Raw genomic sequence first — 20,339 nt, 5'->3', positions numbered from 1 at the left:
ACGTTAGTTGGCGTTTCGAGATTGTGCAAGAAAGTCCTACTCAAAATAACAGGGCCGTGGCGGTCAATTGGTTTTAGCGATTGCGCTCAACTAAATGATAATCAATATCAATTAAAGTCGTGCGAAATTGGTGAGATCACATAGACTTAAGTGGTGGATAAACCTAAGTAAATAAACAGGTACATTAAGATGATGGAAAACGTAACTCGTTGGTTAGAAAAAGATCCTGACCCACATACAAGAGAAGAACTTCAGCACCTTATTGATGCAAAAGCATTTGCTGAGTTAGAAGAGCGGTTTAGCCAGCGGCTTGAATTTGGTACCGCCGGACTGCGTGGCAAAGTCGGTTGTGGCCCGAACCGAATGAACCGCTTAGTGATCCAAGAAACCGCAACTGGTCTTGGTCACTACTTGATTGAACAGATCAACAATGCCGCAAGTCGCGGTGTCGTGATTGGTTATGATGGTCGTAACGACTCCAAACAGTTTGCTCATGATACCGCCAGTGTACTTACGGCACTCGGAATCAAGGTTTACCTCACTCACGCCGTTGCAGCAACACCTATTGTCGCCTTTGGTGTTAAGCATTTTAACGCTGCCGCTGCGGTAGTTGTGACCGCCAGCCACAATCCACCTGAATACAATGGATTTAAAGTTTACTGGGAAAACGGCGCGCAAATCATTCCTCCTCATGATGCAGGGATTGCCGAAAAAATCGATAATGCCGCAACGAAAGCCATCCCATTAATGTCACTTGATGTGGCACAAAAACAAGCGCTGTTAGTCTGGTTAAAAGAGGACTATTACCAAACCTATCGCCAAGCAATCAACGAAAATCCATTGTTGAACAATCACAATCAACCCGAGGATGTTTCTATTGCATACACTGCGATGCACGGCGTTGGCGCGGTCATGGCTGAAACACTGTTAAACGACGCGGGATTTAGCAAGGTTTACAGTGTAAAAGAACAGCGTGAGCCTGACGGCAACTTTCCAACGGTCAACTTCCCCAACCCTGAGGAAGCGAGGGCAATGGATAAAGTGATTGCACTCGCCAAGCAACATAATGCCGATATAGCTTGCGCTAACGACCCAGACGCAGACCGATTTGCTGTCGCAGTTAGAAAGTCAGATGGCGACTACCAAATGCTGACGGGGGATCAGGTCGGTTCATTGTTTGGCCACTACCTACTGTCGCAAGCCGAATCGAATCAACAATTAGTCGGTAACACGATCGTTTCTTCGAGTCTGCTGAGTAAAATTGCGACCGCGCATGGCGCTCAGTACTACCAAACCTTGACGGGCTTTAAGTGGCTGACGAATGTTGCGATGCAAAAGCAGAGCGATGAGCAACCGTTCCTGTTTGCCTATGAAGAAGCCCTTGGCTACACCGTTGGCAATAAGGTGTGGGATAAAGATGGTTTATCGGCATTGGTGGCATTTGCGCAACTAACGGCTGAGTTAAAAAGCCACGGGCAAACCATTTGGGATCAGCTAGAGGCGCTCTATCGTCAACATGGGATGTATCTCAACGCGCAACGCAGTATCGCCCTTGACCCAAAGGCAGCGCCGATTGGCGACATGCTTCGCCAAGCACCACCAACGATGATCGCCGGAAAACCAATCGAAATCACCGAAGATCTGAAGTCTTTAACCAAACGCTTTGCCAATGGCGATACTGAAAGTATAGATTTGCCGTCGAGTGACGTTCTGATCTACCACCTAGCAGGTGGCGCTCGGGTCATTGTTCGCCCTTCGGGCACCGAGCCAAAAATCAAATGTTACTATGAAGTTATTGAAGCATTTGCCCAATCAGATAGCTTTGAGCAAGTATTAGAAAAGGCGTCTGAATCAATGGGAATGCTCATCTCAGAGCATCAACACAGCCTGTTATAACGCGTTGGTTAACGAAGACAATAAAGGCTCAAACCCAGTTTGAGCCTTTACTTTAGACAATGTTCTTTTGTAGAAATATCTTATCAACACCAGCTGTCGGGAACCCAGTGTAACGACCCACTTCTTTAAATCCCAACTTGGCATAAAAGCCAGGGGCCTGAAAAGTGTAAGTATCGAGGTACAAGTCGGTCACTCCATATGCTTTCGCTTCCGTTTCAAGGCGCGCCATCAACAGCGAACCCACACCGGATTTGCGCTGTGATTCATCTATCCACAAAAACTCGACAAATAAAGTATTGGAAAATATCTCACCCGTTAACCCACCGACAAATTCTCCACGCTCATCTTCGACATAGCAAGCAAGACTATGGACGTCTTGGTCAGGGAAATGCTTCATATTGAAAGACTTAAGGCCAGTGTAAATGACATCTTTAATATTCTTCGGAGGGTTTAAGACAAACTGAACATTCATAACGACTACCTTGTCACATGAGTAAATTGCCACGCGAGTATATGGTCACGTGAGTCAATTCTGATATAAAAAAGGCCAGCTGATGCTGACCTTCATGCTTAGCTAGCCAATGAGCTTAACATCCACATCGCTAACACAACAAATATCAAGCCCATAAATTTGTGTTGATAAGCACGGAAATTTGCGTTCTCTAGCAAAGGCTTACCTATAGTACCAACCAAAGCAACCAGCAGAAGGTTGAACAGCAAACCCAACACATTCAGTAGTAACCCTAACACGAGCATTTGCTCGCCCGAGGTTGCATTAATATTGCTCGACACAAACTGGGGTAAGAACATCACAAAAAACACTAAGGCTTTTGGATTTAACAAATTACTGACTAAGGCGCGCTGGTAAAAAGTGGTTGCGACTTTACTTCCTTCGCCTAAGTCGGGGGCATCTGCCGCACTCGCGCGAACACAATCCCAACCCATTTTAAGTAGATACGCGCCACCGAGGAAATGAAGAACTTTGAGCGCAATTGGGCTCATCGCAATCAAAGCAGAAACGCCCAAAGCGGCCAACAACGTCAAGATGATTCCCGAGGTGGCATTACCTAAACTTGCGAAAATTCCCACCTTTTTGCCGTAACTCATACTAGAGCTGGCAATAAGCAGCATATCTGGGCCTGGTAGCAATAACAGTGCAACAACAGCCGTTAGATATATCGGCAGCACAGTAATATCAATCATTTTATAATTTTAGTTAGACAATAAAGTGCGAGATTTTATACCAATAAAATGCCACTTTCCATCTTAATCACAACAGCTACTACCGGAAAATTCAGTGTAATTAACCAAATTAATCGCAAATATAGAAATCGTTAAAAAACGCAATTTTGTACAAAAAATCACACAAGCGGTAAGCTATCCCGAATCTCCGACAAAGATAAAACAATGACCGACAATGGCTAGCACTGATCGCATAGCTAAGTAGCGTTACTCACGATCAATAATCACAAACGTCTATGGATACAATGACTATCAATACCGATTCACGCTTAAACCGCAGTAAACTATTTTGCCAAGGTGCTATCGCCATGGTGCCATTAAGTATTGCCGTAATTCCTTGGGGACTGCTAGCGGGTTCTTTTGCCATTGAGTCCGGTTTAACGGTTTTAGAAAGCCAAGCGCTCTCTGCTATTTTGTTCGCAGGTTCAGCCCAACTGGTGGCCACTGGGATGTTCAAAGCAGGCGCAACACTTGCCACTATGCTGTTGGCAATATTTTTTATTACGTCTCGTCATCTACTCTATAGCGTCTCAATGCGAGAGAAAATCAAACCACTCCCGCTTAAATGGCGCTTGGGGTTGGGCTTTTTGCTCACCGATGAGCTGTTCGCGATTTGTGGCCAACAATCCGAGAAACAGTTTGATCGCTGGTACGCACTGGGAGCAGGTTTGAGTTTCTATCTATGCTGGAATCTCGCCACTTTGGCTGGCATTATCGCAGGCACACACATACCCGCCATCAATGAGCTTGGCTTAGAGTTTGCTGTGGCTGCAACCTTTATCGCCATCGTTGTCCCTAACATCAAATCTTCGCCAGTCTTGGTGGCAGTGTTAGTTTCACTGATACTTTCGGTTTGGTGTTATGCGCTACAAATAGAATCAGGGCTAATGATCGCCAGTGTCGCAGGTATGGTAGCGGGTTATCTCACCGAGACACTGCGTGGAGGAAAAGCATGATCTTGCTCTCTATTGTTGCTATGACTGTGTTGGTTTTTCTAAGTCGTTATCTGTTTCTAGAGCCACGTTTGCCACTTAAGCTCAACTCACAAGCACACAGGCTGCTGACTTATTCAAGCCCTGCTGTGCTGACCGCGATTTGGGCTCCGATCGTATTTATGCCAGAACAGGAGCTATCGCTTTCAAGCTCTAACCCTTACTTGGTCGCTGCCATTATTGCAGCACTATTGGCCTGGAAAACTAACAATGTACTACTGACTACCATTGTGAGTATGGTCCTCTTTTTAGCGCTGAAACTGCTTTAACCAAACAACGCGACAATAATAAACAAGACTAAACCAATCACTAATGTGCTTTTGATAAGCGTAGCCAAGCTGTTGGTGCCTCCTTTGGGGGCCCGGTTACAACATCCCATAAAAAACCTCCTATTGAGCAATCAATAAGAGGTTAATCCTTGCCCCAAGGTTAAAGTAAAGGGCTTTATTGCGCGACCCACTCTATTTCTATCAAGGTGGTGTCATTCGACTTTAGGCGCGCTAAAAACAGATCGCCGGGGTGAACTTCCCCCACGCCCTGAGGCGTCCCCGTCATAATAATGTCCCCATCACACAAGGTAGTATAGCCTGCAAGCTCTTGTAATATGGTGCTAGGTGAATACATCATCTGTTTGACTGAACCTTTCTGGACCCGCACACAGTTAATGAATAACTCAATTTCAAGCGAATCAACGTCAATCCCTTTCAACGGCACAAAACGGCTAAACACGGCAGAACCATCAAACGCTTTCGCCCGCTCCCAGGGAAGCCCTTTTTGTTTGAGGCGCGACTGAAGCTCGCGCTTAGTCAAATCTAAACCGAGGCCAACCGCAGCAAGAGCCCCTTTTTCAACCACGAAACAGATCTCTCCTTCATAGTGAAGAGGCTCTTGATGGAAGGAGTGCAACGTTGTCGATATTGATGTCGGCGGCTTAGAAAAAACCACCATCTGATCGGGAATGGCGTTATTGAGCTCTTGAATATGCTCAAGGTAGTTTCGCCCAACACATAAAATTTTACTTGGTTGAAGCACTTGCTCACCGACTTTCACACTATACATGCCATCATCCCTGACTGATTAATCAAACAGCGGCTATTTTAATCGAAGTCACTAGTAATTAAATGATAGAAAGGCATTTTTTCAGTCTTGATCCCAGCATAGGTTATTTAAATCGACGAGCTAAATGTGCACTAGCAGCAAATAATCAAAAAGCCCTCGACAATGCGAGGGCTTAATAAATTCAATGATGTCGTGACTATCGACTGTTCACGGCTTTAATAAAGACTTGCTGAGCGCCCTCAACATTAAGTGTTTTGGCCTCTTCAAGTAAGGCTAATGCCTTGTCGATCTCATTGAACTCAACAGCGCTGCGGATTGCGTTGTGATAGTAAGTTCGAGTTCCTGGTAAAGCGTTGACTTTTGGTACCGAATCTACCTGCTTAGACACACTTTCAGACTTAGTTTCAATAAGAGATTTTTGGTTGTAGCCACTTAATGTCAACGTCTTAACTTTCAAAGAGAAATGACCATTATTTGAAGCTAAGTATGTAGGATCCGTAGCTATTGGCATTGGTTCACCTGACTCTTGCGCTCGCAGTTTCGCAGGATGAGGTACCACTACTTTGTTGCCTAACTCACTATTATCAGTATAAATCACCATATAAGGTGTTTTTACTGTATCTACTTCTGTCTTTAGCTCAAATCTGTTTCGAGCAAAAGCATCAGAAAACACAATCTCGAAATCATCACGTGTTAACGTCCTGACGACCTGATGTTTCTCATTCAACAGTTCTACAGAAGGTATAGCAACATGTTTATTCTCCATATTGCTTCTCAATAAGAGTTCCACGTTACCTGACTGACGGTCAAATGCAAAAGCACTAAAATAGCTGCGACCCGAAACAAACTCAGCAACAGGAGAAGAACTATTTATTTCAAAATTCAAAGCTTGGTTTTGCTCAAGAAACACCCAAGGATAGTCTTGAGTTGCAGAGCAACAAACCTCATCAAGAACAGGCGAATAACTTTGAGAAAAGTCTATATCGCTGCTTGAAGAGCATCCTACTAAGGTTAAGCTAGATGATAAAAGAACTACTAAGACACTTCTCATATTTTTCCCTTAAACTTTCAACAAACTAAGGCGACCAGATGGCCGCCTTGTTTCAATATTCAACGAGTAAGAACTCTGTGATTTAGAACCAAATTTCAGCTTCAACACCGAAACGTGTTTCAGAGTTGTCACCACCATTACTCCATTTGTAGCCGTCATCACTAGAAGACATGTAAGAAATGTATGGTTTAATCTGTGGACGACCCCAGTAGTCAGCATTCACAGTAAATACAGGGGCAAGTGTAGCAGAATAGAAGTTCGTATCCGCTTTATCACGGCCCCAAGTGCCATCTTCACCCAAACCTTCCACTGCGTAGGTCACTGTACCTTCTAAACGGAAGTTCTCGTTAACTTTGTAAGATGGCGTAGCACCAATAATCAAACGAGAAAGACCATCTTTAGAGCCCCAAACTTGATCTGTTTCGCTGTTAGACAAGTTCCAATAAGTTACTTCCGTACCTAGCTGGACATTCTCACTCAGATTAACTACACCGTACGATGTAAAGAAGATTGACTCATCATCTTTTTGCCAGTTACCACTCCACTGACCAAAGTTGACGCCTCGGTTTGCTGCTACACCTTGACCGTACGTCAGTGCAGTCGTTGTCCAACCGTCAAAACCGTAGTAGTCGCGAGAATAAGTAACCGATACACCAAATCCATCTTCAGCAGTATTTGCTGAATCTACGTTAGCACGATTCATGATTTTCAGATCAAAATCAAAGCTACCGCCCAGTGCTTTAACGCCGTAATAGTAAAGATCAACAGACGTCATTGTCGTACTGCGTTGTTGGTCATCTAAACCTTGGTTCTTACAGCTTTCATTGCCGTCTGTACCGTCACCGTTATCAATGTAACAGCTTCCTTCGCCCGAATCTGCTGAAAGAATGGCAAAGCCAAAGTCATTGTACTGAACACCAGCACCAACACCAGAAGACTGCTTCCAGAACTCCTTAGTGATGATACCTGCTTGGCGGTTAAGGTAACGTTTACCAGCCCAAATGCTTGTGCCTTCAGCAAAGAAAGACAAGTCACCTAGTTCTACGTAAGCTTCTTTAAATTCAAGTTGACCAGTTTCAAGGTGACCTTCATTACCAGATGAAGAGCCGTAGAAACCACGACCGTTACCACCTTCATTATTTCCATATTCTGTTTTTAGAACATATTTAGACCAAGAACCATTATCATAATTATCGCCACGAGAAACAGTGAATTCAACCTGGTTAGGGTTGCCAGAAAAAGGTGCGCCAGCGGCACGGTAGTCGCGACGGTGCTGATAAGATTCATTTAATGCCAGTGATTGTCCTGCGTTGTATAGAAGATGGCCGTAACCATTAACTTGCCAGCCTTGATTAACTTTGTCTTCTGCTAGAGCTGAACCAGCAGCTAAAGTTGCGACCACTGCAGCAGCAATTACACTTACTTTTTTCATTATTAACTCCATTTAGGGATTATTATTCTTTTACTCTCTTAGTGCTTAACTCTGTAAAAGGCAGAAACAGACTCAAAATAAAAGAGAGGTAAGATGGGATCTAGGCTCTTGCCCTTGTCCCTGTTTGTTTCAACTGCTGCAAGATTAACTGGGGAGTAGACAGACAAAATCCTCCAGATGAGAAATAGTTAAGGGGGATGAGAAAGGAGTAGAAATCATACCCTACGGCGTTTTTAAGGGTTGAATCACAAAAGTAAGGAGGAGATGAATCGATTCGGAAAAGATTGTCACCACAGAATGTCAGATCGCTCACTGTTTATCGATAAAAAACACAAATAATGAAATTAAATTACAACAGTTTTTTTATAAAGGAGCTTGACCTGATCTACACAAAACTATTTACTAATATTTCACTAAGAAACAAAAACAATAAGTAATTACGATGCAGTGTTCACGTCCATACCCCTTAGGGGCGACAACCGATAGCCAAGGATGCAATTTTTCAATTTATGCTCCTGACGCAGAAGATATTAAGCTCGCCCTGTTTGAAAAAAGCGGCGAGTTCAAAACCTACCCGTTAGACAGTGAGTACGCGGGCATCAAATTTACTCACATTGCCGGTATAACAGTGGGCCAACGCTACGGTTATATTATCGAGGTAAAAAACAAAGCCCATTTTATTTCTGATCCTTACGCTAAAGCGATAGACAAACCTCTGCATTATCAAGTTCCTTTTAGTAGCGATAAAAGTTTCCAACTTGCTAAGTGTGTCGTCGTTGACGATGCTTTCGATTGGCAAGGGGTAACGCCGCCAAACCGCCCACGTGACGAGATGGTATTATTCGAAACCCATGTAAAAGGATTAACTAAACTCAACCCAAGTGTTAGCCCTAGTCATCAAGGTTGTTACCTCGGGCTTATCAGCTCTGACATGTTGGCATTCTATAAACAGCAGAACATCAATACCCTGCAACTTCTGCCTATTGCTGCCTGTATGCACGAACCACACTTACTCAAGATGAATAAGGTCAACTACTGGGGCTACAATCCCTATTTATTTATGGTTCCCGACCCACGTTATGCTGAAAAAGACGCCGTACTTGAACTCAAGACAGCGATTCGCGAGCTGCATCGCAACGGCATTGAGGTGATTTTGGACGTGGTCTATAACCATACTGCTGAAGGCGGCGCTGATGGACCTGTGTTCAATTTAAAAGCGTTAGACAAGCATTACTACATTAAGCAAGGAGAGCATTTCGCTAACTACACAGGGTGTGGCAACACCGTTGATGTTACGTATCAACCTGCGCTTAACCTTGTGATGGACACTCTACGTTATTGGGTAAGCGAATATCAAATCGATGGTTTTCGTTTCGACTTGGCGGCGACACTGGGCCGTCAAGGTGAGCACTTCAGCCCAGATGCTGGGTTCTTTAAAGCCGTCGGTCAAGACCCGATCCTCAAGCAAGTTAAATTGATTGCCGAACCTTGGGATATTGGTCCTAATGGCTACCAAGTAGGTAACTTCCCACTGGGTTGGAATGAATGCAACGATCGCCTGCGCGATATTACCCGCAGTTTTTGGCGAGGTGATCACGGCTACCTGAAAGAGTTCGCTACACGTATTATGGGCTCACGCGATCTCTACAGCGCAGCTAACTGGCCATACAAACTGACCGTCAATTACATTACCTATCATGATGGCTTCTGCATGCAAGACCTTGTGTCATACAAGCATAAACATAATGAAGCGAACGGAGAGCAAAACCGTGACGGCCACGGCGATAATCGCTCAGATAACTATGGCGTCGAAGGCCATAGCGAAAACCCTTTGATTGTTGAAAAACGCGAAAAGCAGAAGCGCAACTTTATGGCGAGTCTACTCTTCGCCTTTGGTATCCCTCATATTTTGACCGCGGATGTGCTTTCTCACACTCAAAAAGGCAACAACAATGCCTATTGCCAAGACAACGAGATCAGTTGGCTAAATTGGCAACTTAGTGACAACAAACTGCGCTTTAGAGCCTGGCTTGCGGAATTGGTCAAGGCGCGTCAAGAGTATATGTTGCCCTTTATTCGCGCGTTCAGCGGCAAGCAGCGCAATCACAATCGTATCTATTGGCGTCGGATCGATGGCAGCTTTATGGAGCATGATGATTGGAACCAACTTAGCTCAGTCGCGTTACACTTAGGCATTGGCGAGGCTGGTAATGAGCTGTTTTATTGCATCAACCAAACCAATGCTCCAGCGCGTTTTACCCTACCAGAAACCGCTGACAACTGGATCATGATCTGCAACACCGACTCGCATGATCTGCACCAGAGTATTGATCACAAGCAAGTCTTAATTGCACCCACCTCAATGGCCATTTTCTTTACCCAAGGCGCTAAAACTCACCCATAAACACATGACCGTTGACAACGCTGACCAAATACCTTGGTCAGCGTCACTTTTCATGCCTAAGCTGAGCCATTACCACTGGCTCTCGTTGCCAATAATTGGCACTATCTACATGATTTTTGTGGTTTAGCACCAACAATTGAAAAATCCCTTAGGAGAAAGGCATGTCTGACAAGATCTCAACCTCTGCGCTAGCCAAACTGCGCAATATTGAGGCAAAGCAGCTGTTTCACGACCTTAAAACCGCCGGTTATATCAACCGCGCTGACGAGACTTGGGTGCTAACCGAACTTGGCCGCAAGTTTGGTGGCGAGTACTTAGAGCATAAAAAATTTGGTCCGTTTATTGTCTGGCCACAAAATTTATTGATCGATCTGACCGCCACCAGCGGCAAAACGTTCAGCGCGACTCAAATCGGCCAGCGATTCACGTTAAACGCTAAAAAGATTAACCAGTTACTACAAGAACTCGGTTGGATCGCCAAAAAAGACAATGGCTGGCATATCACTTCATCTGGATTGGCCGTTGGCGGTTCTCAGCGCCAAGACAAAGAAAGCGGTCAACACTTTGTGGTCTGGCACGACTCCATTATCCGTAACAAACGCCTTAAACAGTCTGTCATTGAGTTTTCCGGTCAAGATGCACAGGCCCATGCGACCGACAAATCCCTTTCAAGCTTTAGGCAGAAGTTTGAAGCCAAACACCGTACTCTCGATGGACACTACGTCCGCTCACTAGGTGAACTCAAGATAGATAATTGGTTGTATATGAACGGAGTGATTCATGCTTACGATAGGCAGCTACCGATTGAAGCAGATGTGTTGAGTGATTTTTATCTCCCGACAGGCAAAGTCTATTTGCAATATTGGGGTAAAGATAACGGTGAAATGAGCCAACAGGAACAAGCGACTGTCCGTGCGATATACGCACAACACAATTTTGATCTCATTGAGGTTTTTCCTCATGAAATCGACAAACTCGATGACATTCTGCCCGGGCGTTTAAAAGCCTTTGGTATTAAGGCTTATTAACCCAACGCTTGTGCCTTATCACTCTCTTTCACCAACCAGTGGATCAACTCGCTCACTCTTGGCGTCTCTTCATGCTTGGGGTTTAGCAGATGATAACTATGACCAGATCGGACACTAAAGGCAAATGGACGGACTAATCGCTTTGATTGTATGTCTTGCGCGGCCAGCGTGATATCACCGATGGCGAGACCAAAACCTTGTTGAGCAGCATTCATCGCTTGATCTAGGGTTGCAAAGGTTTGGTTACCCTTACCGAGCACGTTTTTGTAGCCACACGATGCTAACCACAACGACCAATCCGATTGTTCTGTATTGGCATGCAGCCAAGTACAGCGCTTTAACGTTGCTAACTCATCAAGCTCACCATGATCGCTATGTAGAGCGATGCTTTGCCATAGTTCGGGAGAGCATACTGGCGCCAGCACTTCGTCAAATAGAACCAGCTGTTCAACGGCTTTGCTGCGTATCGGCTTACCATACGTAATGATAAGGTCGAAGCTGTCAAAGTTTGGCACCGCTTGGTGTTTAGTCGTCGACGTTAACTCCACATTGACATCAGGGTAGGCTTGTTGAAAGTTGGCGATACGTGTCAACAGCCATGACGTAATACAGCTTGGTGCATTGAGCTTAATCCGGTTAGCACTGTCTGCAACTTCTCTGATGGCCGTCTGTAAACGATGAATAATGTCCTCAGCAAACGGTACAAACTTCGCGCCCTCCGGCGTCAACGCTAATCCACGAGCCTGTCGATAAAATAAGGCGACGCCGATTAAACTTTCTAATGCTTGTATCTGACGACTGATCGCTCCTTGCGTCATATTGAGCGTCTCAGCGGCATGAGTAAAATTGAGATACTGAGCTGTCGCGAGAAAGGCTTGCAAATTTTTTGTTGAAGGGAGTCGGCTGTTCATTTTTATCATCCATGATTTTTTTGCATGGCTAGTATGCCTTTATTTCGATTCAACCGAAAACAATTATTGACTAGATTGTTATCTAGAAAGGGAATTTAGTTACTTTAACAACTTTTGTGCGACTAAATATTCACTATAGGATAACTTACACGATGTCACTTGCTGAAAAACTCGCTCCAGAGAACATAAAAAAGTTAATACCATACCAATCGGCGCGGCGTATCGGTGGCTCAGGAAGGTTATGGTTAAATGCCAATGAACTTGAAACGCCAATACAGTATCAAGCTCGTCAAACCCCACTCCATCGCTACCCCGATTTTTTACCTTATGAGATCGCTAAAGCTTATCAAGCATACTGCCATTGTGAACAACCAACGCTGGCAGTGCGTGGCGCCGATGAGGCTATTGACTTACTAGTCCGAACCTTTTGTCAGCCAGGTAAAGACTCCATTGCCATTTGCAGCCCTACTTATGCGATGTATGAATTCTGCGCCGAATCGCTGGCTATCGATGTGATTGACTGCCCACTGCTCGCTCCCGATTTTGAACTTGATGTTGATCAGGTGGTTGCAGCGGCACAACAAGCTAATCTCATTTTTCTTTGCTCGCCGAACAATCCCACCGGACAATTGCTCAATCGAGATAAGATTATTTCTGTCTTGGAGCAAACACAAAACAGCGCCCTTGTGGTTGTCGATGAAGCCTATATTGAGTTTGAACTTGAGCAAAGCGTGGTCGACTTAGTCGCACATTACCCCAACCTCGTCGTCATTCGTACCTTATCAAAAGCCTTTGGCCTCGCGGCCGTACGATGTGGTTTTGTCATCGCCCAGTCCTCTGTCATGGATTTTGTTGCTAAGCTTATCCCGCCATACCCAATGCCAGACAGCTCCGCCGAGATCGTATTACAAGCATTAAGCCCTCAGGGAATAGATAAAGTCACCCAACATACCCACGAACTCGTTGCCACCAGACAGCAGTTCATCGAACAGATTCAACACCTCGACTGGATTGAAACCATCTATCCATCGGCAACCAACTTTGTTCTGATTCGAACTCAGTGCGAGGTCGACCTATTTGAATTCCTATTAGAGCAGGGCATAGTGACGCGCAACCAAGCGCATGAGCCTAGCCTCAAACATTGCGTCAGAATCACGATTGGCTCAAAAAACAGTATGCGAGACGTTGCGGAAACCATTTGCAACTACCCTCATCAACGGACAATATCGATTGAAAATAATAAGGAAATTAAACATGAACAAAATGCTTAGCGCTTTCGCTTGCGCCGCTGCACTATTCTCTACCCCGTTACTGGCCAAAGAAGTACGTTTAGCGTCTGATTTTACCTATCCACCGTTCAACTATATGGACTCAAGCGGTAATCCAGTCGGCTTCGATATCGAAATTGCCGATGCTTTGTGCCAACAAGCAAAATTGGAATGTACTTGGGTTTCGCAAGGTTGGGACTCGCTAATTCCAAGCCTGTTAGCCCGTAAATCAGATGTGATAATGGCATCGATGCGAATTACTGAAGAGCGCAAAAAACGCGTTCTCTTTACGGATAAATATTATCAAACCCCTGCGCGTTTTGTCGCCAATGCAGACAACGCAATCGAAGTCAGTGTCGCGGGGCTGAAAGACAAAGTGATCGGCGTACAAAGCGGGACAATTCACGATCGTTATGTCAGCGACAAATTTGGCTCAGTGGCCACCATCAAACGCTACTCAGGCCAAGATGAAGTCTTCATCGATATGGCAAACGGACGTTTGGATGCCACTTTTGGTAACTCCGATCAGCTAGCACTGGCGTTTTTAGACAAGCCAATCGGCCAAGGTTTTGAGTTTGTGGGCAAAGCGGTAACGGACAAAGCCTATATTGGCGAGGGAACCGCGCTGGCTCTGCGTCAAAAAGACCAAGAACTGGCCGAAAAGTTTAATCAGGCAATCAAGACCATTCGCGCCAATGGAACCTACGACAAAATCGCCGCCAAGTACTTCTCATTCGATATTTATGGTGAAGAGCTCTAACAAAAAAGGCCTATCGGTTATCCCGATAGGCCTTTTCTCTGTGGCATCGATTAACGTTTACCGTAACGCGCCATCGCCGCTTGCTCTTTCGGCACCACCGTTTTACCAATTGGTGCTAATGAAATCAGCGCAAGTTTCAGGTGCTGCAACGCGAAAGGAATACCGATAATGGTGATAAAACACGCCACCGCCGACATAATATGACCAATCGCAAGCCAAATTCCTGCGAGTAAAAACCAAATAATGTTACCAATCGTTCCGAGTGGACTGGTCCCTATATCTAATTCATTGGTTAATTCGCTGCGACTGACCGCTTCTTGACCGAATGGGAAAAACGAAAAGTTTCCCATCACAAAACACGCACGTCCCCATGGAATACCAATGATACTAATAAAGGCCAACAGCCCGAAAAACCACCACATCAGCCCCATAATAATGCCGCCACATAGGAACCAAATAATATTACCTAATACTCTTAGCACTGCGTTTTTCCTCGCTAATTAACTATAAACCGATTGATATTGGGGCGATTGCCAAACGCCTAGCTCATTCCTTGCCATACCGCAGTACCGCCACTGATTGAACATAGCAACAGAGCACCGATACGAATTTGTTGTTTGGGCAAGGTTTGTGTCGTTGCTCGCGCTAACTTATAACCAAGCCATGCAGCCGGGATGAGTGGTACAGAGATCCATAAGTGGTGCAAGGTCAGAAAACCGGCAGGAACTTGGATAATAAGCGAGATAATCGAACTAAAAACAAAAAAAGCCGACAGATTACCTCGCAGCTGGTTGGCTTCTTGATGTTGCAGCAACAGTGCCATTGGTGGGCCTCCAATCGCCGAACTGGTACCAAAAAAGCCCGAGAAAAAGCCAGCTATGCCCATTCTTGTTGGTGTAGGCTCAATACGAAACGGCAATAAACTCACTACCACGGCAAGCAGCACGAGAAATCCAAGCCATAGGGCAAGTAAATCGGTCGATACCATCACCAATAGCACGCCACCAGCTATCGAGCCTGGCACTCGGCCAATCAATGCCATCTTCAAGCCACCGATTTCAACACTATCACGATGCTTCAACGCGTTAAGTATTGAAATAAATAACGCCACTAAACAGATAGGCGCAGGCACATAGTCCGGCGAGATCAAAAACAACAGCGGCGCGGCAACAATGGCCAAACCAAAACCAATCGCGGTTTGAACAAAAGAGCCCAAAAAAATCAGCAACGCGGCAATCATTGCCTCTGGTGTTATCCACTCGGCGAGCATATAAACCCTTTAATTCAAAGGAAAATGAACACCTATCATAGTCCAATTGAACATCTAATCAACCGCGATTATCCACCATATAACCAATTTATCTATAAGTGATTTAAGTTATTCAGATAGCCTTGCGCCGTCTCTAACACCGCTTGTTGTGCGTCAGAGTCCATGTTATCCCAAGAACGATAAATCACACCGATACGAGGGTTGGAGGCTAACGTATCACGATGTTTGACCATAAATCGCCAATACAAGCTGTTCATCGGACAAGAACGTTCACCACTTTTACTCTTAATCTGATAATGACAGCTCTTGCAGTAGTCACTCATACGATTGATATACGCACCACTGGCCGCATAAGGCTTGGTACCGACCACACCGCCATCGGCAAATAGCGCCATTCCACGAGTGTTGGGCATTTCCACCCACTCAATCGCATCAATATAGATACCTAGATACCAAGCATCGACCTGACTCGGTTCAATTTCGCTGATTAAACAGAAATTCCCCGTTACCATTAAGCGCTGTATATGATGCGCGTACGCATAATCCAACGATTGACCTATCGCTTGACTCAGACAGGCCATTTTGGTTTTGCCATTCCAGAAGTAGTCAGGGAGGTGGTTTTGTGCCTTAAGATGATTTTTATGCGCATACTCTGGCATGTTGATCCAATAGACACCACGAACATATTCACGCCAACCGATGATTTGTCGGATAAAACCTTCTACCTGAGCGATATCAATGTCAGGGTTTTTTCCATAAGCCGACAACGCCGCCTCAACCACCTCAAGCGGGCTTAACATTTTACTGTTGAGCGAGAATGACAGTCGACTGTGGTATAAGCTCCACTTCGCCGAATGCTGCGTGGTCATCGCATCTTGAAAACGACCAAACAGAGGCAAGCAAACCTGACAAAAATGCGCCAACAGTGACAAACTTTGATTGCGGTTAACGGGCCAAAATAACGTCGGTCCTATTTTGCCTAAGGTACTAATTTTGTGGCGTTCGATGCGCTCAAGTATTGCGTCGATAGGCACAGAAAACATCAGCGGTTCAGGAAGTTGCTCAATATCGGTTGGTTTGAGCTTATTTCGATTGTTGGCATCATAATTCCACTTTCCGCCCACCGGCTTTCCCTGATCCATTAAAATATCAAAGCGCTTACGCATCTTGCGATAAAAATGCTCCATCATCACATGTTTGCCTTTATTGAAATGCTCGCAAATCTCTGGGTAAGGCAATAAGAAATGCTCCGTTTCAACACGTTGTGATGCACATTGTTCTAGCTTGAGCGCCTCTAACTGTATAGAGAGGCGGTATTCATCGGGTCTTTGATACTCAAACTTACTCGCGCCCGTTGTCGCGACATAATGACCAATCAAGTCACTGAGCGAGTCGAACGGCTTAGTTTCATCTAAGGTCAAATGCAGCACCTGATGGCCTTGCTCTTGCAACTGATAGGAAAACGTCTCCATCGCGGCAAAGAAAGCGCATATTTTCTGGATATGATGGCGAGTGTAGTGCGCCTCTTGATCAAGCTCTGCAATAAGATAAAGCACTGAATCATCGACCTGAGCAAACCATGAATGGTTACTATTAAGCTGATCGCCCAAAATCAGTCGAATGGTATTAAATTGCACTATGGTGTCACTCCATGATTGTTGGTCTCAAGCCAGCGGGCAATAAATACCCCGTGTGGATCATACATCGCGGTTTGTTTTTCGAGATTAAATTGACGATTTGGATTAGTATCGGCACCGACTCCCGCCAAATATTGCCAATTGCCCCAATTGGACGCGACATCGTAATCAATCAACTGAGTTTCAAAGTAAGCCGCACCATAACGCCAGTCTAATCCGAGCTCATGAATAAAGCAGCTGGCGACCAATTGGCGGCCACGGTTTGACATATATCCGGTTTGGCTAAGCTGGCGCATACAGGCATCAACAATGGCATACCCAGTTCGGCCTTGAACCCAAGCGTCAAAGCGTGCCTGATTAAAATGCTTGCTTACTGCCGCTGTTTTTAAACCCGAGTGAACAAACAGTCGTTGCCCCTGTTTTATCGCGTACCAATAAAAAAACTCTCGCCACAGCAGCTCAAAATAGATCCAATAGGTCGAGTCATTAGCGCCATGCTGAGCTTGATAACTTAAGAGCTGACGCATTATCTGCCTTGGTGATACACACCCGAGCGCAAGCCAAGCAGAGAATTTGGTCGAGTAATCTTTGCCCTCCAAACCGTTGCGAGTTAGTTTGTACTGACTTGCATTGTGAGTTGCAAAATAATCTCGGCAATGCTCAAGTCCCGCTGTTGACCCGCCAATCAACCATTGCTCGTTGGTCGGGTATTTAACTGGAGCTAGGCTTGCAAAAGGAAGCTCAATCGCTTGCGGCAGTGAACTCACGCTGGCACAAGCAGGTAACTCAAGCGACTCAACGCGCTTGCGAAACTGCGTGAATGTATTCGGTAATTGGTCGAGGTCAAAAGGCAGTTGCTCTGCGTGGAATAGGCTGCTGACATTTTCTTGCCTGACTTTGAGTAACGGGAAAGTTTGCTGCAAAGCTTGTACGCAACGCTGCTCATTGTAACCACTATGTCGATTGCAATAGAGATGAGTGACCTTCGCGGAGCTGACAAGCTCATGCAGAGCATCAAAAGGGTCCTCGTTTAAGATCATTAGCTGTTGGTCGAATTGAGATAGCTGGAAAGCAAGATCGTGTAATGACTGATCAATAAATCGTTGTTTCTCAGTGCCAAACTGAGTTTGCTGTGAAAATTGCGCCAAAAAAGGGCTAATCGCAGCAGGGCAATAGACGCAAATCAACGCATCCACTTCTTTTGCGGCGAGCGCTAGCAAATTGTTGTCTTCAACTCTTAGGTCATGACTGAACCAATAAAGCCCGATCGTTTGCTGCAACATTTTTTCTCCTGTAAAACAATCAGCGAGGCCTAGGTTGCCTCGCTGAGTTTATACGTAACGACAAGCGTATAGAGTTTAGTTGAGCAAGGTTAATTACGCCGTTTCTAATTGACGCACAGGTTGGTCATTGATCGGTAAATGAATCAAGGCCGCGGCAAACGCCAACACCACAGTTGACCACCAAATTGGCTCATAGGAACCGTAGTAGTCATAGATTCGGCCACCCGCCCAAGCGCCTAAGAAACTGCCCACCTGGTGGGTAAAAAACACCAAGCCGTATAAAGTCGATAGATATTTCGCACCGAAGATCTGACGTACTAAGCCCGACGTTAGCGGCACCGTGCCTAACCAACAAAACCCAATCGCGGCGCCAAATATCGCTGCAGTATGTTCTGTCACAGGCAGGGTCACAAACGCTGCTATAACCAAAGTGCGCATCAAATAGAGCGCGGACATCGTATGGCGCTTATTAAATTTATCGCCCATTACTCCCCAAAAATACGAGCCAAAGATATTAAAAATGCCCACGTACGCCAACGCCATTGCTGCTGTCGAGGCGGGTAACTGCTTATCAGCCAAATAGCTTGGCAAATGCGTCGCTATAAACATCACGTGAAAGCCGCAGACAAAGAAACCTAAGTGAATTAACCAGTAACCTTTGTGGGCAAACGCTTGTGTCAGCGCTTGTCGTAGTGTTTGTTGCTGCTCTGCATGACTTTGCATGGTTGCATTGTGAGACGATTGACTGGTACGCATAAACAGCGCAAACACAATCATAGTCGTGCACAACAGCGCAAACACTTGCAGCGCCGCTTGCCAACCAAACTCACTGAGCAAGGTGTGCGCGCCCGGGATCATGGCAAACATACCAAACGAGCCCGCCGCCGTGGTAAGACCAAATGCTTTAGCAGCATGCTCTGCAGGCACGACTTTAGCGACCGCTCCGAGCACAATAACGTAACTGGTTGCACTCAAACCAAGGCCAACGAGAACCCCCAGAGTGAGATAAAGAACACTCGGCGCCATGGCAAGTGAGGTCAAATATAGACCTAAACCATAACTGATGGCGCCAAGGATAATAATTCGCTTTGACCCAAAACGATCGGCCGCCATACCAACAAAGGGTTGAAAAACGCCAAACAATAGGTTTTGCAGCGCAATCGCGAAGCTAAAGAATTCACGTCCTGTGTGAAAATAGTCCGAGATTGGCATCATAAAAATACCAAATGATTGTCTGATACCAAGACAGACAATCAGAATGGCAATACCGAGCCAAACGATCGGTGGAAATCGAAAAATACTCATCGCTTTACCCTAATGATGATGGTGAGAATGATTGGCTTCACTGTGGGTGGTCTGGTGACAACCACTGTCTATGGCTTGCTGTGCTAACAACGTCAGCAATCTTGGCGAGTGATGCACAACAATTAATGACAGAACCAGCAATAGCGTCATTCTGCTTAGCTGAGCGAAAAGTGATTGAGAAAACATGATGGATCCTCTCAGCGGTTTTTAAAGAGCGCGAAGTGTAGAGACTGGCACTCGATGACTCAAATGACATTTTTACAATAGTGCTATGTATAAGACGCATAGTGCTGTTGATACCCTTACGAGATCAGTACAAATCCTTCATCTTGCCACCCAGTCACACCACCGATCATCTTCTTAACTGGACGGCCTAACTTAGCTAAGCGAATCGCCGCTTTCTCGGTCGCGTTACAATGCGGCCCGGCACAATAAACAACAAATAGCGTGTCACTCGGGTAAGACTCGAGCTGCTTGTGGTTAAGTCGCGCATGAGGAATATTGATAGCGCCCTGAATGTGCCCAGCGTCGTACAACGCAGCGCCTCGGACATCAACCAGAATAAAGTCTTGGCTGTGGTTGGTTAACGCGTGGTGCACATCCCAGCAGTCGGTCTCAAACTTCAATAATGATTCAAAGTGCGCCAACGCCTGCTGGCTGGGGGCTGCTGTGATTCGTGATACTGCGCTTGTCATAATAATGCTCCTCTCCCTGAGTGGTAATGAATCATTATCATGCACGCAAATCAGACGAGGTGACATTGGCTTAAAAGACAGTTATCGTTAATTTTAAGCCAACATC

20 protein-coding genes are annotated in these 20,339 nt (G+C 45.5%); 7 read left to right on the top strand and 13 right to left on the bottom strand.

Translation table 11 applies throughout. The annotated features are described in order from the left end of the window. The first annotated feature begins 189 nt into the window (after positions 1-189). A complete protein-coding gene (locus tag BS19_RS04245) occupies positions 190-1,896 on the top strand; it encodes a phospho-sugar mutase (RefSeq protein ID WP_038173543.1) in 1,707 nt (568 codons plus the stop codon). 52 nt (positions 1,897-1,948) lie between these two features. Here BS19_RS04245 and BS19_RS04240 read toward each other — a convergent pair whose 3' ends face one another. Together BS19_RS04240 and BS19_RS04235 are read right to left on the bottom strand one after the other, a co-directional pair. Then, positions 1,949-2,368, bottom strand: a complete 420-nt coding sequence (locus tag BS19_RS04240) for a GNAT family N-acetyltransferase (RefSeq protein WP_038173542.1) — start codon at positions 2,366-2,368, stop codon at positions 1,949-1,951. Between the two features lie 98 nt (positions 2,369-2,466). Next, complete coding sequence (locus BS19_RS04235; RefSeq protein ID WP_038173541.1) at positions 2,467-3,099, bottom strand: LysE family translocator; 633 nt, start codon at positions 3,097-3,099, stop codon at positions 2,467-2,469. A 275-nt stretch (positions 3,100-3,374) separates the two neighbouring features. Between BS19_RS04235 and BS19_RS04230 the strand changes: the two genes are divergently transcribed. After that, positions 3,375-4,094 (top strand): AzlC family ABC transporter permease, encoded by a 720-nt coding sequence (locus BS19_RS04230; protein WP_038173540.1) that lies wholly within the window; start codon positions 3,375-3,377, stop codon positions 4,092-4,094. Next, positions 4,091-4,399 carry an AzlD domain-containing protein gene (locus BS19_RS04225; protein ID WP_038173539.1) on the top strand — a complete coding sequence of 103 codons (309 nt, stop codon included), beginning with the start codon at positions 4,091-4,093 and terminating at the stop codon, positions 4,397-4,399. The genes BS19_RS04230 and BS19_RS04225 overlap by 4 nt, the downstream gene beginning before the upstream one ends. Positions 4,400-4,574: 175 nt before the next feature. On the opposite strand, the gene BS19_RS04220 is transcribed toward BS19_RS04225, so the two are convergent. The 3 genes from BS19_RS04220 to BS19_RS04210 all read right to left on the bottom strand — a co-directional run bounded on the left by BS19_RS04220 (position 4,575) and on the right by BS19_RS04210 (position 7,672). Beyond that, positions 4,575-5,189: a fumarylacetoacetate hydrolase family protein gene (locus tag BS19_RS04220; protein ID WP_038173538.1), complete on the bottom strand. Its 615-nt coding sequence runs from the start codon at positions 5,187-5,189 to the stop codon at positions 4,575-4,577. A 196-nt stretch (positions 5,190-5,385) separates the two neighbouring features. Beyond that, on the bottom strand, positions 5,386-6,240 hold the full coding sequence (locus BS19_RS04215; protein WP_038173537.1) for a MalM family protein: 855 nt from the start codon (positions 6,238-6,240) through the stop codon (positions 5,386-5,388). 82 nt (positions 6,241-6,322) lie between these two features. Next, positions 6,323-7,672 (bottom strand): carbohydrate porin, encoded by a 1,350-nt coding sequence (locus BS19_RS04210; RefSeq protein WP_051686489.1) that lies wholly within the window; start codon positions 7,670-7,672, stop codon positions 6,323-6,325. Positions 7,673-8,114: 442 nt separating this feature from the next. On the opposite strand from BS19_RS04210, the gene glgX reads away from it, so the two are divergent. Both glgX and BS19_RS04200 read left to right on the top strand, forming a co-directional pair. Next, positions 8,115-10,076, top strand: a complete 1,962-nt coding sequence (glgX, locus tag BS19_RS04205) for a glycogen debranching protein GlgX (protein ID WP_038173533.1) — start codon at positions 8,115-8,117, stop codon at positions 10,074-10,076. 161 nt (positions 10,077-10,237) lie between these two features. Beyond that, complete coding sequence (locus BS19_RS04200; protein ID WP_038173530.1) at positions 10,238-11,104, top strand: hypothetical protein; 867 nt, start codon at positions 10,238-10,240, stop codon at positions 11,102-11,104. Here BS19_RS04200 and BS19_RS04195 read toward each other — a convergent pair. Continuing rightward, positions 11,101-12,015, bottom strand: a complete 915-nt coding sequence (locus BS19_RS04195; protein WP_038173529.1) for a LysR substrate-binding domain-containing protein — start codon at positions 12,013-12,015, stop codon at positions 11,101-11,103. The two genes, BS19_RS04200 and BS19_RS04195, sit on opposite strands and share 4 nt — an antisense overlap. 152 nt (positions 12,016-12,167) lie before the next feature. On the opposite strand from BS19_RS04195, the gene hisC reads away from it, so the two are divergent. Together hisC and BS19_RS04185 are read left to right on the top strand one after the other, a co-directional pair. Next, a complete protein-coding gene (gene hisC, locus BS19_RS04190; RefSeq protein WP_038173528.1) occupies positions 12,168-13,286 on the top strand; it encodes a histidinol-phosphate transaminase in 1,119 nt (372 codons plus the stop codon). Continuing rightward, the gene (locus tag BS19_RS04185; protein WP_038173527.1) at positions 13,270-14,043 is read left to right on the top strand and encodes an ABC transporter substrate-binding protein; all 774 of its coding nucleotides are present in this window, start codon (positions 13,270-13,272) and stop codon (positions 14,041-14,043) included. Before hisC ends, BS19_RS04185 begins: the two co-directional genes overlap by 17 nt. A 50-nt stretch (positions 14,044-14,093) precedes the next feature. Here BS19_RS04185 and BS19_RS04180 read toward each other — a convergent pair whose 3' ends face one another. The 7 genes from BS19_RS04180 to BS19_RS04150 all read right to left on the bottom strand — a co-directional run bounded on the left by BS19_RS04180 (position 14,094) and on the right by BS19_RS04150 (position 20,233). Then, positions 14,094-14,525 (bottom strand): YccF domain-containing protein, encoded by a 432-nt coding sequence (locus BS19_RS04180; protein WP_038173526.1) that lies wholly within the window; start codon positions 14,523-14,525, stop codon positions 14,094-14,096. Positions 14,526-14,584: 59 nt separating this feature from the next. Further along, positions 14,585-15,313 (bottom strand): sulfite exporter TauE/SafE family protein, encoded by a 729-nt coding sequence (locus tag BS19_RS04175; RefSeq protein WP_038173525.1) that lies wholly within the window; start codon positions 15,311-15,313, stop codon positions 14,585-14,587. A gap of 92 nt (positions 15,314-15,405) precedes the next feature. Continuing rightward, positions 15,406-16,950, bottom strand: coding sequence for a cryptochrome/photolyase family protein (locus BS19_RS04170; RefSeq protein WP_038173523.1), 1,545 nt, complete (start codon positions 16,948-16,950; stop codon positions 15,406-15,408). Then, entirely contained in the window at positions 16,950-18,233 is a 1,284-nt protein-coding gene (locus tag BS19_RS04165) for a DASH family cryptochrome (RefSeq protein ID WP_051686488.1), read from the bottom strand. Before BS19_RS04165 ends, BS19_RS04170 begins: the two co-directional genes overlap by 1 nt. A 93-nt stretch (positions 18,234-18,326) precedes the next feature. Next, on the bottom strand, positions 18,327-19,538 hold the full coding sequence (locus tag BS19_RS04160) for an MFS transporter (RefSeq protein ID WP_038173521.1): 1,212 nt from the start codon (positions 19,536-19,538) through the stop codon (positions 18,327-18,329). A gap of 9 nt (positions 19,539-19,547) precedes the next feature. Continuing rightward, positions 19,548-19,724 (bottom strand): hypothetical protein, encoded by a 177-nt coding sequence (locus BS19_RS20365; protein ID WP_169739002.1) that lies wholly within the window; start codon positions 19,722-19,724, stop codon positions 19,548-19,550. A gap of 116 nt (positions 19,725-19,840) precedes the next feature. Then, entirely contained in the window at positions 19,841-20,233 is a 393-nt protein-coding gene (locus tag BS19_RS04150; RefSeq protein WP_038173519.1) for a rhodanese-like domain-containing protein, read from the bottom strand. Positions 20,234-20,339 lie beyond the last annotated feature (106 nt).

This window comes from Vibrio pacinii DSM 19139, assembly GCF_000711795.1.
Taxonomy (GTDB): domain Bacteria; phylum Pseudomonadota; class Gammaproteobacteria; order Enterobacterales; family Vibrionaceae; genus Vibrio; species Vibrio pacinii.
This window is presented reverse-complemented; position numbering and strand designations above follow the sequence as displayed.

Excerpts from the sequence above, each read along its gene's own strand:
- BS19_RS04245 (WP_038173543.1), top strand. The coding sequence starts at position 190 with ATGATGGAAAACGTAACTCGTTGGTTAGAAAAAGATCCTGACCCACAT.
- BS19_RS04240 (WP_038173542.1), bottom strand. The coding sequence starts at position 2,368 with ATGAATGTTCAGTTTGTCTTAAACCCTCCGAAGAATATTAAAGATGTC.
- BS19_RS04235 (WP_038173541.1), bottom strand. The coding sequence starts at position 3,099 with ATGATTGATATTACTGTGCTGCCGATATATCTAACGGCTGTTGTTGCA.
- BS19_RS04230 (WP_038173540.1), top strand. The coding sequence starts at position 3,375 with ATGGATACAATGACTATCAATACCGATTCACGCTTAAACCGCAGTAAA.
- BS19_RS04225 (WP_038173539.1), top strand. The coding sequence starts at position 4,091 with ATGATCTTGCTCTCTATTGTTGCTATGACTGTGTTGGTTTTTCTAAGT.
- BS19_RS04220 (WP_038173538.1), bottom strand. The coding sequence starts at position 5,189 with ATGTATAGTGTGAAAGTCGGTGAGCAAGTGCTTCAACCAAGTAAAATT.
- BS19_RS04215 (WP_038173537.1), bottom strand. The coding sequence starts at position 6,240 with ATGAGAAGTGTCTTAGTAGTTCTTTTATCATCTAGCTTAACCTTAGTA.
- BS19_RS04210 (WP_051686489.1), bottom strand. The coding sequence starts at position 7,672 with ATGAAAAAAGTAAGTGTAATTGCTGCTGCAGTGGTCGCAACTTTAGCT.
- glgX (WP_038173533.1), top strand. The coding sequence starts at position 8,115 with ATGCAGTGTTCACGTCCATACCCCTTAGGGGCGACAACCGATAGCCAA.
- BS19_RS04200 (WP_038173530.1), top strand. The coding sequence starts at position 10,238 with ATGTCTGACAAGATCTCAACCTCTGCGCTAGCCAAACTGCGCAATATT.
- BS19_RS04195 (WP_038173529.1), bottom strand. The coding sequence starts at position 12,015 with ATGAACAGCCGACTCCCTTCAACAAAAAATTTGCAAGCCTTTCTCGCG.
- hisC (WP_038173528.1), top strand. The coding sequence starts at position 12,168 with ATGTCACTTGCTGAAAAACTCGCTCCAGAGAACATAAAAAAGTTAATA.
- BS19_RS04185 (WP_038173527.1), top strand. The coding sequence starts at position 13,270 with ATGAACAAAATGCTTAGCGCTTTCGCTTGCGCCGCTGCACTATTCTCT.
- BS19_RS04175 (WP_038173525.1), bottom strand. The coding sequence starts at position 15,313 with ATGCTCGCCGAGTGGATAACACCAGAGGCAATGATTGCCGCGTTGCTG.
- BS19_RS04165 (WP_051686488.1), bottom strand. The coding sequence starts at position 18,233 with ATGTTGCAGCAAACGATCGGGCTTTATTGGTTCAGTCATGACCTAAGA.
- BS19_RS04160 (WP_038173521.1), bottom strand. The coding sequence starts at position 19,538 with ATGAGTATTTTTCGATTTCCACCGATCGTTTGGCTCGGTATTGCCATT.
- BS19_RS20365 (WP_169739002.1), bottom strand. The coding sequence starts at position 19,724 with ATGTTTTCTCAATCACTTTTCGCTCAGCTAAGCAGAATGACGCTATTG.
- BS19_RS04150 (WP_038173519.1), bottom strand. The coding sequence starts at position 20,233 with ATGACAAGCGCAGTATCACGAATCACAGCAGCCCCCAGCCAGCAGGCG.